Consider the following 17,424-nt stretch of genomic DNA (forward strand, 5'->3'; position numbering starts at 1 on the left):
AAGATCAGCATGGCTAGAGTGCGGCAGGCCTCACGCATCGAATCGAATCTCGACGAGATGTCGCTCGGCGTCGAGGAACGGCACCGCCAGGCGCTCGATACTTCTGACGGCCGCGCCCTGCGATAGGCGCGCGATTTCGGCGTCGGGCTTCACGCCTTTCATCGCAAGGATGCAACCGTGGTCCGCAACCAGATGTCGGGCAAGTGTAGCGAAATCCGTGAGCTCTGCGAACGCGCGCGACACGATCACATCGAATTTTTCGGGGACGTCGATTCCCGGCTTCAGCGCTTCGACGCGGCCCGTCACAACAGACAAATTCGTCAGCCCCAACTGGGCTTTCGCTTGCGACTGGAATGCCGTTTTCTTATGAACGATGTCGTTCAGCGTTACGTGCAAGTCCGGCAATGCGATGGCCAGCACGATGCCCGGCAGACCTCCGCCCGAACCCACGTCGAGCAACGTCGATGCGTTTCGGCTCGAGACTGCGGGCACGATCGCGAGCGAATCCAGGATGTGCTGGATGAGCATCTGCCGTGGATCGCGGATCGCAGTCAGGTTGTAGACCGCGTTCCATTTGCTCAACAGTGCGACGTAGTCGAGCAGCTTCTGTTTCTGTTCGTCGGAGAGCGCGACGCTTAGCTCGCCGGCGCCCTCATTCAACAGCGCAGCGAGATCCGTCATTGCACCGCCGACGTCGTAGGCGTCTGCTCCTCGCCACTGCTCCCCTTGCCCCGGCGGCCGAGCCCGCGTTTCAGATGGACCATGAGCAGCGAGATAGCAGCGGGCGTGATGCCCGAGATCCGCGACGCCTGACCAATCGTCTCCGGTCGATGTTGCATCAGCTTCTGCCGCGCCTCGAACGACAGGCCTCGGACGTCGTTATAGTCGATGCCTTCGGGCAAACGCGTGTTCTCCTGCGCGCCGTTGCGTACAATTTCGTCGGCTTGCCGCTCGATGTAGCCCTGATATTTGACGCCGATCTCGATCTGTTCCTTGATCTGCTCGAGAAGGACTGGATCGTCTGCAAGCGGAGCGTCGGGACCGGACGTGCCGCCGCGCAGCGCGCAAACGCCGTCGTACGACACGCCGGGGCGACGCAGCAAGTCTGCCAAGCTGTACTCGTGGTCAATCGGCTTGCCAAGCAACGCGGTCGCTTCTTCCGCCGGCAACGTCTTCGGGTTGACCCATGTCGAACGCAGCCGCTCTGTTTCACGTGAAACAGCGTCGCGCTTTCGGCTGAACGCGTCCCAGCGCCCGTCGTCAATGACGCCGATTTCGCGGCCGATTTCAGTCAATCGCATGTCTGCGTTGTCTTCGCGGAGCGACAGCCGATACTCGGCGCGGCTCGTGAACATGCGATACGGCTCCGACACCCCGCGCGTCACAAGGTCATCGACCAACACGCCGAGGTAGGCTTGATCCCGCCGTGGACACCACGCGTCCTGCCCTTGAACCTGCAATCCCGCATTGATGCCGGCCAACAGCCCCTGTGCCGCAGCCTCTTCGTAGCCCGTCGTGCCATTGATCTGCCCGGCGAAAAATAGCCCGTTGATCGCTTTTGTCTCTAGCGACGCCTTCAGAGCGCGCGGATCGAAGTAGTCGTACTCGATCGCGTAGCCCGGACGCAGGATATGCGCGTGTTCCAAGCCTCGCATCGACCGGACGAGTTCGAGTTGTACGTCGAACGGCAGGCTGGTGGAGATTCCGTTCGGGTAAAACTCGTTGGTCGTCAGCCCTTCGGGCTCGAGGAAGATTTGATGCGCGTCCTTGGAGGCAAACCGGTGAATCTTGTCCTCGATGGACGGACAGTAACGCGGCCCGACGCCTTCGATAACGCCCGTGTACATCGGCGAGCGGTCGAGTCCCGAGCGAATGATGTCGTGCGTGCGCGAATTTGTGTGCGTCACCCAGCACGGCATCTGCCGCGGATGCTGCTCGACGCGTCCCAGGAAGGAAAACACCGGGATCGGATCGAGGTCGCCGGGCTGTTCCTCCAGCACGGAGAAGTCGATCGTCCGCCCGTCGATACGCGGCGGCGTTCCTGTTTTCAACCGCCCTTGCGGCAGCTTCAACTCCTTCAGGCGCGCCGATAGCGAGACTGCGGCCGGATCGCCGGCCCGCCCCCCGACGTAGTTATTCAGACCGACGTGAATCTTCCCATCGAGGAACGTCCCGGCGGTGAGCACGACTGCCCGCGCGCGAAACTGCAGTCCTACTTGCGTCACAGCGCCGACCACGCGGTCGCCTTCGACCATCAAGTCATCGACCGCCTGCTGGAACAGCCAAAGGTTCGGCTGGTTTTCGAGCCGATGCCGGATAGCCTGCTTATAGAGCACCCGATCCGCCTGCGCACGCGTGGCACGCACGGCCGGGCCCTTCGACGAATTGAGGATGCGAAACTGAATGCCGGACTCGTCGGTCGCCGCTGCCATCGCACCGCCGAGGGCGTCGACCTCCTTCACGAGGTGGCCCTTGCCGATTCCGCCAATCGACGGATTGCAACTCATTTGCCCGAGCGTTTCGATGTTATGGGTCAAAAGCAGCGTTTTGCAGCCCATTCTCGCCGAAGCCAGTGCGGCCTCAGTGCCTGCATGACCGCCGCCAACGACGATCACGTCAAATTCTGTGGGATAAAGCATGGAGATTTCGTGTGCGGACGACACGAACCGAAGAAGGAATATCGCAAGATTATATAGGCATCGCGCGCCGTCGTTTTCGACGCCCGTACGTACAGCCGAAAAAAATGGCGTGTTTCACGTGAAACACGCCATCAGAAGTTGCCCCGACTGAAACGTTACGCCGCCTTTTTCGCCAGTCCCAAGTACGTCTCGATCACCCGCGGATTGTGCCGCAGACTTTCCGCCTCCCCTTCCAAGGCGAACTCGCCGGTCTCGAGCACATATCCATAGTCAGATATCTGCAACGCGGCGCGAGCGTTCTGCTCGATCAGAAGCGTGGCGACTCCGGTCTGCTTCAGCGCGCTGACGATAAGGAAGATTTCCTTGACGATCAACGGCGCGAGTCCGAGGCTCGGCTCGTCCAGCATCAGAAGCCGCGGCTTCCCCATCAAAGCCCGGCCCACAGCGAGCATCTGCCGCTCACCGCCGGAGAGCGTCCCCGCTGCCTGTTTGCGTCGCTCCTTGAGCCGGGGAAACAATTCGAAAACGTGGCTCAACTGATCCAGATAATCGCGCTCGCCCGCCCGCTTACGGCGGTATGCGCCAAGCACGAGATTGTCCTCGACCGTCATCGTCGAAAAGAGCTCGCGTTTTTCCGGCACGAGGCACATTCCACGCGAAACGCGCCTCTCGATCGCCAGCGTCGACACGTCATCGCCCATGTAGCGGATCACGCCCTTCGCATGGCCGCTCTGCGGCAACGCGCCCATGATGGCGTTGAGCAGCGTCGACTTCCCGGCGCCGTTCGGCCCGATGACCGATACGATCTGCCCGGCGGCTACTTGCAGGTTCCCGTTGTGCAACGCTTCGACCTTGCCGTAGCGTACGGACAAGTCGCTGACTTCAAGTATGGTTTCAGCCATTACTCCACCCCGCCCAGATAAGCTTCGAGCACGGCCGGGTTCTCCTGTACGTCCTTCGGCAGTCCCTCGGCGATTTTGGTACCGAACTCCATGACGACGAGCCGGTCGGTCAGATTCATCACAAAATCCATGTCGTGTTCCACCAGCAAGATGCTCATGCCTTCCGACCGCAGTTTCCGGAGCAAGTCGGCCAGTTGCTGCTTCTCCTGATAACGAAGCCCTGCCGCCGGCTCGTCGAGCAACAGCAAAGTCGGGTCACAGCACAGCGCCCGCGCGATTTCGAGAATCCGTTGTTGACCGAGCGCGAGACTGCCCGCCTCGGCGTAGAGATGCTTCTCCAGCCCGACGCGAGCGATCTGCTTCGCCGCTTCGGACATCAGTCGCGCTTCCTCCGCCGCGTTGAGTCGGACAACGCTGCGCCAGACGCCAGTGTTGCCGCGCAGATGCGCGCCGATCGCCACGTTCTCCAGCACGGTCATGCCAGGCAGCATCTTGACGTGCTGAAACGTTCGTCCGATGCCCCGCTTCACAATCTCCCGAGACGTCAGCTTGTCGATGCGCTCGCCGTGGAACGTGATCGCCCCGCTCGTCGCCTGCAGTACGCCCGTGACGAGATTGAACGTGGTCGACTTGCCGGCCCCGTTCGGCCCGATCAAGCCGACGATCTCGCCGGCTTTCACATCGAAACTGACGTCGTTCACGGCAACGAGGCCGCCGAACTGCTTGCGCGCCGTATTGACGATCAGCAGCGGCTCGCCCGCCGCCGGTTTGCTGCGCTGCGGCAAAGACTCGCCGTGGTCCGGCGCGTGCGCGCGCGGCCCTCGCGGAAACACACGTGCTACGAATGGCCATACGCCCTGCCGCGCGTATTGCAATAGCAGGACCATCACGACTCCGAAAACGATGATCTCGAAGTTGCCGTTCGCGCCGATAAGCTTCGGCAGCAGCGTCTGGAGATAGTCCTGCAGCACGGTGAGGATCGTCGCCCCCAAAATTGCACCCCACACATGCGACACCCCGCCGACGACCGCCATGAACAGGAATTCGATGCCGTGGTTGAGGCCGAACGGCGTTGGATTCACGGCGCGCTGCAAATGCGCGTAGAGAAAGCCCGAGATAGCCGCGAGCACCGCCGCGTAGATAAAGATGACGACACGCATCCAGGCCGTGTTGACGCCCATCGCTTCGGCCATGATGCCGCCGCCGCGCAGCGCCCGAATCGCGCGGCCGGGGCGACTATTAAGCAGATTCTGAACAGACACGACCGCGAGCAGCACCACGACCCAGATCAGGTAGTAAATGCTGCGCCCCGATTCGAGCTGCCAGCCGAACAGGTTCAGCACCGGAATCCCGTTGATGCCGTCGTACTTGCCCAGCAGTTCCATATTTCCGAAGAGATAGAACAGCGAGAGCCCCCACGCGATTGTGCCCAGCGGCAGAAAGTGCCCGGACAGCCGCATCGTAATGAGGCCGAGCAGCAGCGCGATAAACGCTGTCAGCACGACGCCTGCGATCAGCGCGAGCCACGGCGAGACGCCATAGCGCGTCGTCAGAAACGCGGTCGCGTAGGCGCCGACACCCACGAACGCCGCCTGTCCGAAGCTCGTCATGCCGCCGATGCCGGTCAGAAGCACCAGCCCGATCGCGACAATCGAATACAGGCCGATGTAGTTCAGAAGCGTGATCCAGTATTCCGGCACGGCGACCGGACCCGGCAGCACCGGCAGCGCGAAGACGACGAGCAGGAACAGCCAGAAGAAGCGATATCGATGGAGAAAGGTCATGGCTTACTCCTCGTCTTCGTCGGAATGCGGGCTGGCCAGGCTTCGCCATAGCAGCACCGGAATGATGAGCGTGAAGACGATGACCTCCTTGTACGCGCTCGCCCAGAACGACGAATACGACTCCAGCAGCCCGACGAGCAACGAGCCGGCTGCGGCCAGCGGATAGCTGACGAGACCGCCGACGATCGCGCCAACGAAGCCCTTCAGGCCGATCAGAAAGCCCGAGTCGTAGTAGATGGTCGTGATCGGCGCGACCAGCACGCCGCACAGCGCGCCGAGACCCGCCGCGAGCGTGAAAGCGAGACGCCCGGCCTGCGCCGTGCCGATGCCGACGAGTCGCGCACCCAGCCGGTTCACCGACGTCGCGCGCAACGCCTTGCCGGAAATCGAGCGGTCGAAGTAGAAGTACAACGCGACGATCAGCACGAGCGCCGTGCCGACGACCCACAAGCTCTGCCCCGATATCGACACGCTGCCGACGTTGAAGCTGGCGTCGGAAAACGCGGTGGTGCGCGAGCCTTCCGCGCCGAACATGACGAGCCCGAGCCCGACCATCGCGAAGTGCACGGCCACCGCGACGATCAACAGCAGCAGCGTGCTCGCCTCCGCGATCGGCTCATACGCCAGCCGGTACACGAAGGGTCCCATCGGCACGACGATCAAAAGCGTCAGCGCGATCTGGGCGAGCATCGGCAGCGTCTGTGCGAAGACCGCCTGCGTCAGCGCCCACACCGCGACCGGGAACAGCAGATACTTGCCCGCGAGCACGGCCAGGAGCCGTCCTATCCGATGATGCCGCCCCGGATGCCGCACCATACCCACGACTTCGGCGATAAAGCAGCCCACGCCCATCGCGATGAGCAGAAAGCAGGTCGCGGGCAGCTTCTGCGTCTGCAGCGCCGCCAGCGTGAGCGCGCCATAGGCGACGAACTCGCCCTGCGGAATGAAGATGACGCGAGTCACGGAAAACACCAGCACCAGCGCGAGCGCAAGCAACGCGTAGATGGCGCCCGTCGTGATGCCGTCTTGCGCGAGAATCGCCGCAATCGATAAGTCCATACTTCCTCTTCAGAGCTTCTTCGAAACGTGAGGGCCGTGATCGGCCGATGAACATGGGAAAAGCGGCGCACCACCGGCGCGCCGCTCTTCTGTCTTGAAATTGCCCTGCGCGGTCAATCGTTCAGCAGCTTCCACTTGCCGTCGACGATCTGGACCATCACGCGCGCGCGATCGTCGAAGCCGTTGTGGTCGTTCGGCGTCGTGTTCATGATGCCGTGGGAAACCGGCAGGTCCTTCAGATTCTCGAGCGCCGCGCGCAATGCCTCGCGGAACTCGGGCGTGCCCGGCTGACCCTTCTTGAGCGCCTCGGGAATAGCGCGGGCGAGCATCTGTCCGGCGTCCCACGCGTGGCCGCCGAAGGTCGAGAGCGAGCCCGCGCCGTACGCCTTCTCATACGCGTTCTTGTACGCAGCCGACGACTTCTTCACCGGATTGCTGTCCGGCAATTGCTCGGTCACGAGCACCGGACCGGCCGGCAGAATCTCGCCTTCGCAGTCCTTGCCGCATACGCGCAAGAAGTCGTTATTGGCGACGCCGTGCGTCTGATACACCTTGCCCTTATAGCCGCGCTCCTTCAGCGTCTTGGCCGGCAGCGCGGCCGGCGTGCCCGCGCCCGCGATCAGCACGGCATCGGGATTCGCGCCCATCGTCTTCAGCACCTGACCCGTCACCGATGTATCGGGGCGGTTATACCGCTCGTTCGTGACGATCTTCAGCTTGTGCGCAGTCGCCGCCGCGTTGAACACCGAGTACCAGCCGTCGCCGTACGCGTCCGCGAAGCCGATGAAGCCCACCGTTTTCACGCCGTGCTTTTCCATGTGACTCGCGATCGCGTCGGCCATCAGCGCGTCGTTTTGCGGCGTCTTGAAGACCCACGCTTTCTTGGCGTCCATCGGCGCGATGATCGACGCGGACGCGGCCATCGAGATCATCGGCGTCTTGGCGCTCGACGCCGGATCGATCATCGCGAGCGAATTCGGCGTGACCGTCGAGCCGATGATCGCATCGACGTGATCTTCGTCGATCAGCTTGCGCGTGTTCTGCACGGCGCGGCTCGTGTCGGTGCCGTCGTCGAGCACGATGTATTCGACCGACTTGCCGCCGATTTCCTTCGGCAACAACGCGACGGTGTTTTTCTCGGGAATCCCGAGCGATGCGGCCGGCCCCGTCGCCGACAGCGTCACGCCGATCTTCACCTGCGCGAACACTGCGCCCGCGCCGAGCATCGCGCTGCCGGCGACTGCCAGCGCAATGCCGCTTTTGACCCATGCTTTCTTCGTTTTCATTGCTCGTCTCCAAACGCGATCTTGCTTGTGGCGCACCCCCGCGGTGCGCTGCTGCGAGTTGTTATCGATAACCCTGCCGATTCAGCCGCCCCAATCTATGGACCACCCCGGCGCATGCCTAGGCTCGTTTTCCCTGACCAATGAGGCTGTCGTGCGCGGCTGTGCGCCCTCTTCTTTCGAACGAAAAAAAGGCGCGTTGGTGGAAACGCGCCTTGGTTGGAATCGACTTACATATCGACGGTCAGTTGCCCGAGAGCTTCCACTTGCCGCCGACGATCTCGACCATCACCCGCGCCCGCTGATCGAGGCCGGAGTGGTCGTTCGCGCTCATGTTGAAAATGCCGTGCGATGCCGCGAGATTCTTCGTGTCTTCGATCGCCGCGCGCAATGCCTCGCGAAACGCGGGTGTGCCCGGCTGTCCCTTCTTCAGCGCGACAGGAATCGCGTGTTGGAGGATCAAGCCCGCGTCCCAGGCGTGGCCGCCGAACGTAGACACCGATCCCGCGCCATATGCGCCTTCGTACGCCTTCTTGTAGGTTAGCGCGGCCTGCTTCACGGGATTGCTGTCCGGCAGTTGTTCGGCGACGAGCAGCGGCCCGGCGGGCAGGAACGTTCCTTCGCAATCCTTGCCGCATACGCGCAGGAAGTCGTTGTTCGCGACACCGTGCGTCTGATACATCTTGCCCTTGTAGCCGCGCTCCTTGAGCGTCTTCTGCGGCAGCGCGGCCGGCGTGCCCGCGCCCGCGATCACCACCGCGTCCGCGTTCTGCGACATCATCTTGAGCACCTGGCCGGTGACCGACGCGTCGTTGCGCGCAAAGCGTTCACTGGCGACGACGCGGATCTTGGCGAGGTCCGCCGCCTTCGAGAACTCCTTGAACCAGCTCTCGCCGTACGCGTCCGAAAAGCCGATGAACGCTACCGTCTTCACGCCGTGATTCGACATGTGCTGCGCGATGGCGGTTGCCATGAGAAAGTCGTTCTGCGGCGTCTTGAAGACCCACGCGCGCTTGCTGTCCATCGGTTCGACGATGCTCGCGGCCGCGGCCATCGAGATCATCGGCGTGGTGGTGTCGGCGGCGATGTCGATCATCGCGAGCGAGTTCGGAACGACCGTGGAACCGATCAGCGCATCGACGTGATCTTCGCTCGTGAGCTTGCGCGCGTTCTTGACGGCTTGCGTGGAATCGGTGGCGTCATCCAGAACGATGTACTGCACTTTCTGCCCCGCGACTTCCTTCGGCAATAGCGCGATGGTGTTCTTTTCGGGAATGCCGAGCGATGCGGCCGGCCCCGTGGCCGATACCGTCACGCCTATTTTCACGTCTGCAAAAACCTGAGTGCTGAATACCGCCGATAATCCCGCGACGGCCATTGCGACCGCCTTACCGCGTGATGCCCACTTCATTGATTTCCACCCCGTCGATCGTGTGTGCGAATAGAAGTAACGCCTGATTCTTTACTGCGGATTATCTGTTGCGAATCGCCGACCGAAGAGTCGGGAAATGCAGTGTAGCCATGCAAGCGCCACGCATCAAGCGTTTCGGCCACATCCGGCAGACGTTTTAGTGGCTATGCTCTGACCGATGAATCGCGCTCGGTGCGCGGGGCGAATGAATCCGTCAGGCGAATCGTATTATCGGCCGCGAAAATAAAAAGGCGCCGTTGGACTCATCCAACAGCGCCTTTCGTCTCGGGCACTTCGTGCCTCATGTCTCCTCGTTCTCCACCTCAAAAATCTGGGTGCTTCAGAACTAGGACGGATATTAATGGCCGTATCATTTCGCCACAACCTAGCATTTACCCTAGTGGTGCATACAAGCACCTTAAAAGGGCGCTCTTTGCGCCGTTAACTACCGGCTTGCTGATCACGTTTATTTCGGATATCCAATTAAATCCTATCCCTGCAACGGCCTCACCCGCGCGACGATCTCACCCACGATGCCGCGCCTGAACGCCAGCACGCACGCAATGAAGATGATGCCCGTCACGATGGTCACCGACTCGCCGAGCGAGTTGAACCACGCGACACCCGTCACCTTCGCGATGCCCGCGCCGATATCACCGAGCCGGTCTTCCAGCGCCACGATGATCGCTGCGCCGAGCAGCGGTCCGAACATCGTGCTCATGCCGCCGACGAGCGTCATCAGCACGACGAGGCCGGACATCGTCCAGTACGCATCGCCGAGCGTTTCGAAGCCGAGCACCAGCGTCTTCGTCGCGCCCGCAAGACCGGCGAGCCCCGCCGACAACACGAACGCGAGCAGCTTGTAACGCGCGGTGTCGTAACCGAGCGAGACCGCGCGCGGCTCGTTCTCCTTGATCGCGATCAGCACCTGCCCAAAAGGCGAATGCACGATGCGCACGATCAGCGCGAATGCGAGCAGCATCAACACGAGCACGACGTAATAGAGCGTGACGTCGCTGCTCAAATCGAGGACGCCGAACAGTTTGCCGCGCGGCACGCCTTGCAAGCCGTCCTCGCCGTGCGTGAAGGGCGCTTGCAGGAACACGAAGTAAACCATCTGCGCGAGCGCGAGCGTGACCATCGCGAAATAGATGCCTTGCCGCCGGATCGCGAGCAGTCCGACGATCACGCCGAGCAGCGTGGCGACCGCCGTGCCGAGCACGATGCCGAGCTCGGGCGTGAAGCCGAGCGTCTGGATCGCATAGCCCGCCGTGTAGCCCGCGCTCGACAGAAACATCGCGTGCCCGAACGACAGCAAGCCCGTATAGCCGATCAGCAAGTTGAACGCCGCCGCGAAGAGCGCGAAGCAGAGCACCTTCATCATGAAGACCGGATACACGCCCGCGAACGGCACCGCGATCAACGCGACCAGCAACAGCGCGTAGAGCACTTTTCTCTGCATCATTTTTCCTTGCCGAAGAGTCCCGCCGGGCGCACGAGCAGCACCAGCGCCATGATGACGAAGACGACCGTCGCGGACGCTTCCGGATAGAACACGCGCGTGAAGCCTTCGATCACGCCGAGCAGCAGGCCCGTGAGAATCGAGCCCATGATCGAGCCCATGCCGCCGATCACCACGACCGCGAACACGGTGATGATCATCGACTGGCCCATGAGCGGCGACACCTGAATGACCGGCGCGGCCAGCACGCCTGCGAACGCCGCGAGCGCGACGCCGAAGCCGTAGGTCAGCGTGATCATCAGCGGCACGTTGACGCCGAACGCCTCGACGAGCTTCGGGTTCTCCGTGCCCGCGCGCAGATACGCGCCGATGCGCGTCTTCTCGATGACGAACCACGTCGCGAAACACACGACAAGCGACGCCACCACGACCCACGCGCGATAGTTCGGCAGGAACATGAAGCCGAGATTCGTCGCGCCGGACAAGAGCGACGGCACGTCGTACGGCTGGCCCGACGAACCGTAGATGGAACGGAACACGCCTTCGATCACGAGCGTCAGGCCGAAAGTCAGCAGGAGCCCGTATAAATGGTCCAGCTTGTACAGCCAGCGCAGCATGGATCGCTCGATGACCACGCCCAGCAAGCCGACGATGATCGGCGCGAGCAGCAGCATCGCCCAATACGGGACGTTGAAGTACGAATAGCCCATCCACGCGAGCATGGCGCCCAGCATGAAGAGCGCGCCGTGCGCGAAGTTGATGACGTTGAGCAAGCCGAAGATCACCGCGAGCCCGAGACTCAGGATCGCGTAGAACGAACCGTTCACCAGTCCGAGCAGCAACTGGCTCATCATCGCGGCGAGCGGGATGCCGAATATTTCCATTGAACCTGCCGAGGGTTGGATCGAAGCATGGCCGCAAGCAGTCGCGCGGGACCGCTTGCGGCATCAGTCGCCGAGAAACTTACTTCCAGGCCGCGCAGCGCGACTCGGCCTTCGTGCCGAACGCCTGATCGCCCGGAATGGTGGCCGTGATCTTGTAGTAGTCCCACGGTTCCTTCGATTCCGACGGCTTCTTCACTTCCATCAAGTACATGTCGTGAATCATCGCGCCGTCCTCGCGAACGTAGCCCTTCGCGTAGAAGTCGTCGATCTTCGCCTTCTTCATCTGCGCCATGACCTTGTCGCTGTCCGTCGTGCCGGCGGCCTGCACGGCCTTCAGATACGTCGTGACGGCGGAATAGTCGGCGGCTTGCAGGCTCGTCGGCATCTTCTTCATCTTCGCGAAGTAGCGCTTCGCCCACTCGCGCGTCTTGTCGTCTTTGTTCCAGTACCAGCTATCCGTCGCGACGAGACCTTGCGTCGTCTCAAGTCCCAGGCTGTGAATATCCGAGAGGAAGATCAGCAGCGCGGCGATTTTCATCGACTTGGTGATACCGAATTCCTTCGCGGCCTTGATCGAATTGATCGTGTCGCCACCGGCGTTCGCCAGGCCCAGGACCTGCGCCTTCGATCCTTGCGCCTGCAACAGGAACGACGAGAAGTCCGACGCCGACAGCGGATGACGCACCGCGCCGAGAACCTGTCCGCCGTTCGCCTTGACGACATCCGACGTGTTCTTCTCCAGCGCCTTGCCGAACGCGTAGTCGGCGGTCAGGAAGTACCACGTCTTGCCGCCCTGCTTCGTCACCGCGGAACCGGTGCCTTTGGCGAGCGCCATGGTGTCGTATGCGTAGTGGACCGTGTACGGCGAGCACTGTTCGTTCGTGAGGTTGTCCGCGCCCGCGCCGATGTTGATGTACGGCGTCTTCTTTTCCGCCGCGACTTGCGCGGTGGAGAGCGCGGTGGCCGAGTTCGTTCCGCCGATGATCGCGTTCACGCCGTCGCGGTCGATCCACTCACGCGCGCGCGATGCCGCGATATCCGCCTTGTTCTGATGGTCCGCATACACGAGTTCGATGGGCTTGCCGTTCACCTTGCCGCCGAAGTCCGCGATCGCCATGCGGATGGCTTCGAGCCCGCCTTGTCCGTCGATGTCGGCATAGAGGCCCGACAAGTCGGTGACGAAACCGATCTTGACGCTATTGCCATCAGCGGCCTGCGCGCCGCTGCTCATCAGCGTCACACTCGCCGCCGCAGCCGCAAAGCAAAGAGTAGAGAGGCGCGCGAGGGTCTTCTTTTTCATTCCAGTCTCCATGAGTTTTTGATTGTTGCTGCGCTGCTGGTGTTGCTTGCATTGCCGTGCTGCCTGCGCGACGCGTTCTCACACGCCGAGCAGTTCGTGCAGCACCGGCATCTTCGCTTCGAGTTCCCCCGCGCCGAAATGCTCGACGATGTTCCCGTGTTCCATCACATAGAAGCGGTCCGCGAGCGGCGCCGCGAACCGGAAGTTCTGCTCGACCATCACGACCGTGTAGCCCCGCGACTTGAGCATCAGGATCATGCGCGCGAGTGTCTGGACGATGACGGGCGCGAGGCCTTCGGAGATTTCATCGAGAAGCAGAAGGTTCGCGCCCGTGCGCAGGATTCGCGCGACGGCGAGCATCTGTTGTTCGCCGCCCGACAGACGCGTGCCCTGGCTCGCGCGCCGCTCGTTGAGGTTCGGGAACATGGAATACAACTCGTCGAGCGACATCGCCTGTTTCGGATCGCCAATGAGCGGCGGCAAGAGCAGGTTCTCCTCGCACGACAGGCTCGAAAAAATGCCGCGCTCCTCCGGACAATAGCCGACCCCGTAATGCGCGATCTTGTGCGTGGGCAGCCCAATGGTCTCGCGTCCGCCCACGCGGATCGAGCCGGTGCGCCGCCCGGTCAAACCCATGATGGCGCGAAGCGTCGTCGTGCGTCCCGCGCCGTTGCGGCCGAGCAGCGTGACGACTTCGCCACGATTCACCTTCAGATCCACGCCATGCAGAATGTGCGATTCCCCGTACCACGCCTGCAAGCCTTCGATTTCCAGCGCCGGCGCATTCCCCGCCGCGCCGTTCGCCTCGCGCGAGCGGCGTTCTTCCGCGATCGTGCTCATGCGTGCGCTCCGGTGAGCGCCGCGTCGGCGCTGCCCATGTAGGCTTCCATCACGAGCGGATTCTTCGATACTTCCGCGTAGCTGCCTTCCGCGAGTACTTCGCCGCGTTGAAGCACGGTAATGGTGTCGGAAATGCCGGCAATCACGTTCATGTTGTGCTCGACCATGAGAATGGTGCGTCCCGCCGATACCTTCTTGATGAGCGCGGTCACGCGATCCACGTCCTCGTGTCCCATGCCTTGCGTCGGTTCGTCAAGCAACATGAGTTCGGGTTCCATCGAAAGCGTCGTGGCGATTTCGAGCGCGCGCTTGCGGCCGTACGAAAGCTCGACGGTCTTCACATCCGCGAAATCGGTGAGGCCGACTTGCGTGAGCAGATCCATCGCGCGATCGTTCAAGGCATCGAGCGAACGTTCGCTGCGCCAGAACTGGAACGACGTGCCGAGTTGCCGCTGCAAGCCGATACGCACGTTCTGCAGCACGGTCAGATGCGGAAAGACGGCGGAAATCTGAAACGAGCGGATGATGCCGCGCCGCGCGATATGCGCCGGGCGCTCGCGCGTGATGTCGGTGCCATTGAAGACGATCTGGCCCGCAGTCGGTTCCAGAAATTTGGTGAGCAGATTGAAGCAAGTGGTCTTGCCCGCGCCGTTCGGTCCGATCAGCGCGTGGATCGAGCCGCGGCGCACGCGCAGGTTCACGTCATTCACGGCCGTGAAGCCTTTGAATTCTTTCGTGAGCCCTCGCGTTTCCAGAATGGTGTCGCCGAGAATCATGTCCCCTTCCATGCGAAGTGAGGCGCTGAACGATGTGTTCGCCTGCGCTTTATTTTTCTGTCGCGCGCACCGGACGGTGTCTCCGTCACGATGCCGCTTCGCTTCGTAGCCGGTTGCGCACCGCAGGAAAGCAGGCGCGACAAACAGCGAGCATCACGTGATCCGGGGCCATTGTCGCGCCAATGATGCAGCGCAATCATTGGGATTTGCACTAAGGGATTTGCACTGACTCATGCAAGCCTCGAAGTGCCGTCGCTGCACGCGTCCGAGGCATGACGCGTGCTCTGCGACGGCTTGTGGCTACGCAAGCGCCGCCGCGATGACTTCTTGCGACCGCACCGTGCGCCGGTCTTCGCGAATCATGTCGCTTGCGCGTTCGGCGATCATCAACGTCGGCGAATTGGTGTTGCCCGAAGTGATGACCGGCATTACCGATGCATCCACTACGCGCAAACCCTGCACGCCGAGCACGCGCAAGCGGCTGTCGACGACCGCGCCCGGATCGTTATCGATGCCCATGCGGCATGTGCCGACCGGATGAAAGATCGTCGTGCCGATATCGCCCGCCGCCTTCGCGAGCTCTTCTTCTGTTTGATACTGCACGCCCGGCAGAATCTCTTGCGGCGCATAGCGCGCCAATGCCGGCGCGCTCACGATGCGCCGCGTGAGACGCAGCGAGTTCGCGGCCACTTCGCGGTCGCGGTCGGTCGAGAGATAGTTCGGCGCGATGAGCGGCGGGGTATGCGCATCCGGCGACGTGATATGGATGCTTCCGCGCGATGTCGGCCGCAGATTGCAAACCGACGCCGTAAAAGCATTGAACGCATGCAGCGGCTCGCCGAAGCGTTCGAGCGACAACGGCTGCACGTGATACTGAACATCGGGCCGCTTGATCGATGCATCGTCCGGATCAGACTTGGCGAACACGCCGAGTTGCGAAGGCGCCATCGACATAGGACCGCTGCGCATGAACGCGTATTGCATGCCGATGAAGAGCTTGCCCCACCAGCGCGCCGAAAGCGTGTTGAGCGTGCGCACGCCGTTGACCTTGTACGCCATGCGCAACTGCAAGTGATCCTGCAGATTCTCGCCGACGCCGCGCAGATCGCGCACCACGTCGATGCCGAGCCGCTGCAAGCGCGCGCCATTGCCGATGCCCGAGAGTTCGAGTATCTGCGGCGAGTTCACCGCGCCTGCGCTCAATATCACTTCACGATGCGCCTTCGCAATGTACTCGACATCGCCGCCGCGATACTCCACGCCCACGCAACGCGTGCCTTCGAACACGAGCCGTTGCGTGTGCGCGCCGGTGATCGTCGTGAGGTTCGGGCGCTTCATCGCTTCGCGCAGAAACGCTTTTGCCGCATTCCAGCGAATGCCGCCGCGCTGGTTCACATCGAAATAACCGACGCCTGTGTTGTCGCCGCGATTGAAGTCGTCGGTGGCGGGAATGCCGCTTTGCTGCGCGGCTTGCGCGAACGTCTCCAGGATCTTCCACTTGAGCCGCTGCTTTTCGACGCGCCATTCGCCGCCCACGCCGTGCCATGGATTCGCTCCGCCGTGGTGATCCTCGCTGCGCATGAAGACGGGCAGCACCGAGTCCCACGACCAGTTCGAATCGCCCGTGATGTGCGCCCACTCATCGTAGTCTTCGCGCTGGCCGCGCATGTAGATCATGCCGTTGATGGACGAACATCCGCCGAGCACGCGCCCGCGCGGATACGACAGCGCGCGTCCGTTGAGGCCGGGTTCGGCTTGCGTCTTGTACAGCCAGTCCGTGCGCGGATTGCCGATGCAATACAGATAGCCGACCGGAATGTGTATCCAGTGATAGTCGTCCTTGCCGCCGGCTTCGAGCAGCAGCACGGTGACGTCGGAGTCTTCGGTGAGGCGATTGGCAAGCACGCATCCGGCCGTGCCCGCGCCGACGATGATGTAGTCGAATTCGCCTTCGAGCTTGCGGGCGTTCTGTTTCATGACGTGTCTCCTGTTCTGCGTGGCGTCTGCGTGTCTCTTTGTCTGCGCCTTTCTTTCAAGCGTACTGCGGTCGCCGTCCGCCGATCCAATGAGATATGTTCAAGAGCGATATAAGACGCGCTAATATCAGGCGATGGACTACACCCTGCTCCGCGCATTTCTGACCGTGGCGCGTGAAGGCAACCTCACGCGCGCCGCGGCGCAACTGCATCTCACGCAGCCGGCGGTCAGCCTGCAGATCAAAAATCTGCAGGAGACGCTGGGCGTCGTGCTGTTCGCGCGGACGTCGCATGGTCTTTTACTGACGCGCGATGGCGAAGCCCTGCTGCCGCACGCCGAACGCGCCCTCGCAGCCGCCGCCGACGTGCAACGCGCGGCCGCTGCGCTGCGGCATGACGTGAGTGGAACGCTGCGCATCGGCACTATTCTCGATCCCGAGTTCCTGCGGCTCGGCGGCTTTTTGCGGCAACTGGTCGAAGCGCATCCGCGCATCGAAACGGCGCTGCGTCACGGCATGTCGGGCTGGGTGCTGGAACGCGTGCGCTCGCGGGAGTTGGACGTCGGCTATTACATCGGCGATCCGACAAAAGACGGTTCGCGCGACGGCGAGCGTTTTCATGTTGTGCGGCTCACGCCGTTCTCGTATCGCGTGCTCGCGCCGGCCGGCTGGCACAACCGCGTGAACAAGGGCAAGCGCGCGTGGGCGACGCTCGCCAAGCTGCCGTGGATCTGGACGCCGCCGGAATCCGCACATAACCGGCTGCTGTCGCGCGTGTTCCGCGAGGCCGGCGCGACGCCGGTGATCGTCGCGGAAGTGGATCAGGAGCCGTCGATGCTGGATCTCGTGAAATCGGGCGTGGGATTGTCGCTCGCGCGGGACTCCATCGCGCTTGCGGAGGCGCATGCGCACGCGCTCACGATCGTCGAGGGCGTCACCGTGCCGACGCAGCTTTCGTTCGTCGCGCTCGCCGAGCGTCGCGAGGAACCGGCCATCGCGGCGGCGCTGCGCCTGATCGATTCACAGTGGTCCGTGTAACCCAAGCTTCACGGTTTCTTTGCTAGTCTCGCTGTTGCGCCCTCACCCGAAGGACAACCGGAGACCTCGTT

14 protein-coding genes are annotated in these 17,424 nt (G+C 62.4%); 1 reads left to right on the forward strand and 13 read right to left on the reverse strand.

Translation table 11 applies throughout. The features are described 5' to 3' along the window. Positions 1 to 30: 30 nt before the first annotated feature. From rsmG to JYK05_RS13195, 13 genes are all read right to left on the reverse strand, one after another. The gene (gene rsmG, locus JYK05_RS13135; protein ID WP_206467256.1) at positions 31 to 681 is read right to left on the reverse strand and encodes a 16S rRNA (guanine(527)-N(7))-methyltransferase RsmG; all 651 of its coding nucleotides are present in this window, start codon (positions 679 to 681) and stop codon (positions 31 to 33) included. Next, positions 678 to 2,639, reverse strand: a complete 1,962-nt coding sequence (gene mnmG, locus JYK05_RS13140; protein ID WP_206468293.1) for a tRNA uridine-5-carboxymethylaminomethyl(34) synthesis enzyme MnmG — start codon at positions 2,637 to 2,639, stop codon at positions 678 to 680. The genes rsmG and mnmG overlap by 4 nt, the downstream gene beginning before the upstream one ends. A 155-nt stretch (positions 2,640 to 2,794) precedes the next feature. Next, positions 2,795 to 3,541 (reverse strand): ABC transporter ATP-binding protein, encoded by a 747-nt coding sequence (locus tag JYK05_RS13145; RefSeq protein WP_206467257.1) that lies wholly within the window; start codon positions 3,539 to 3,541, stop codon positions 2,795 to 2,797. Next, positions 3,541 to 5,325 carry an ATP-binding cassette domain-containing protein gene (locus JYK05_RS13150; protein ID WP_206467258.1) on the reverse strand — a complete coding sequence of 595 codons (1,785 nt, stop codon included), beginning with the start codon at positions 5,323 to 5,325 and terminating at the stop codon, positions 3,541 to 3,543. Before JYK05_RS13150 ends, JYK05_RS13145 begins: the two co-directional genes overlap by 1 nt. Before the next feature lie 3 nt (positions 5,326 to 5,328). Continuing rightward, on the reverse strand, positions 5,329 to 6,384 hold the full coding sequence (locus tag JYK05_RS13155) for a branched-chain amino acid ABC transporter permease (protein ID WP_206467259.1): 1,056 nt from the start codon (positions 6,382 to 6,384) through the stop codon (positions 5,329 to 5,331). A gap of 113 nt (positions 6,385 to 6,497) precedes the next feature. Then, positions 6,498 to 7,670, reverse strand: coding sequence for an ABC transporter substrate-binding protein (locus JYK05_RS13160; RefSeq protein ID WP_206467260.1), 1,173 nt, complete (start codon positions 7,668 to 7,670; stop codon positions 6,498 to 6,500). A gap of 241 nt (positions 7,671 to 7,911) precedes the next feature. Beyond that, complete coding sequence (locus JYK05_RS13165) at positions 7,912 to 9,078, reverse strand: ABC transporter substrate-binding protein (protein ID WP_206467261.1); 1,167 nt, start codon at positions 9,076 to 9,078, stop codon at positions 7,912 to 7,914. 490 nt (positions 9,079 to 9,568) lie between these two features. Further along, positions 9,569 to 10,540, reverse strand: coding sequence for a branched-chain amino acid ABC transporter permease (locus JYK05_RS13170; RefSeq protein ID WP_175940556.1), 972 nt, complete (start codon positions 10,538 to 10,540; stop codon positions 9,569 to 9,571). Then, positions 10,540 to 11,424, reverse strand: coding sequence for a branched-chain amino acid ABC transporter permease (locus JYK05_RS13175; protein WP_175938688.1), 885 nt, complete (start codon positions 11,422 to 11,424; stop codon positions 10,540 to 10,542). The genes JYK05_RS13170 and JYK05_RS13175 overlap by 1 nt, the downstream gene beginning before the upstream one ends. 79 nt (positions 11,425 to 11,503) lie before the next feature. Beyond that, complete coding sequence (locus tag JYK05_RS13180; RefSeq protein WP_206467262.1) at positions 11,504 to 12,724, reverse strand: ABC transporter substrate-binding protein; 1,221 nt, start codon at positions 12,722 to 12,724, stop codon at positions 11,504 to 11,506. A gap of 78 nt (positions 12,725 to 12,802) precedes the next feature. After that, a complete protein-coding gene (locus JYK05_RS13185; RefSeq protein WP_175938692.1) occupies positions 12,803 to 13,564 on the reverse strand; it encodes an ABC transporter ATP-binding protein in 762 nt (253 codons plus the stop codon). Then, positions 13,561 to 14,340, reverse strand: coding sequence for an ABC transporter ATP-binding protein (locus tag JYK05_RS13190; RefSeq protein ID WP_175938694.1), 780 nt, complete (start codon positions 14,338 to 14,340; stop codon positions 13,561 to 13,563). Before JYK05_RS13190 ends, JYK05_RS13185 begins: the two co-directional genes overlap by 4 nt. A 300-nt stretch (positions 14,341 to 14,640) precedes the next feature. Next, positions 14,641 to 16,317 (reverse strand): GMC family oxidoreductase, encoded by a 1,677-nt coding sequence (locus JYK05_RS13195; RefSeq protein WP_206467263.1) that lies wholly within the window; start codon positions 16,315 to 16,317, stop codon positions 14,641 to 14,643. A 133-nt stretch (positions 16,318 to 16,450) separates the two neighbouring features. Between JYK05_RS13195 and JYK05_RS13200 the strand changes: the two genes are divergently transcribed. Continuing rightward, entirely contained in the window at positions 16,451 to 17,353 is a 903-nt protein-coding gene (locus JYK05_RS13200; RefSeq protein WP_206467264.1) for a LysR family transcriptional regulator, read from the forward strand. The last annotated feature ends 71 nt before the right edge of the window (positions 17,354 to 17,424 follow it).

Origin of the sequence: Caballeronia sp. M1242, from assembly GCF_017220215.1 — a bacterium.
Taxonomy (GTDB): domain Bacteria; phylum Pseudomonadota; class Gammaproteobacteria; order Burkholderiales; family Burkholderiaceae; genus Caballeronia.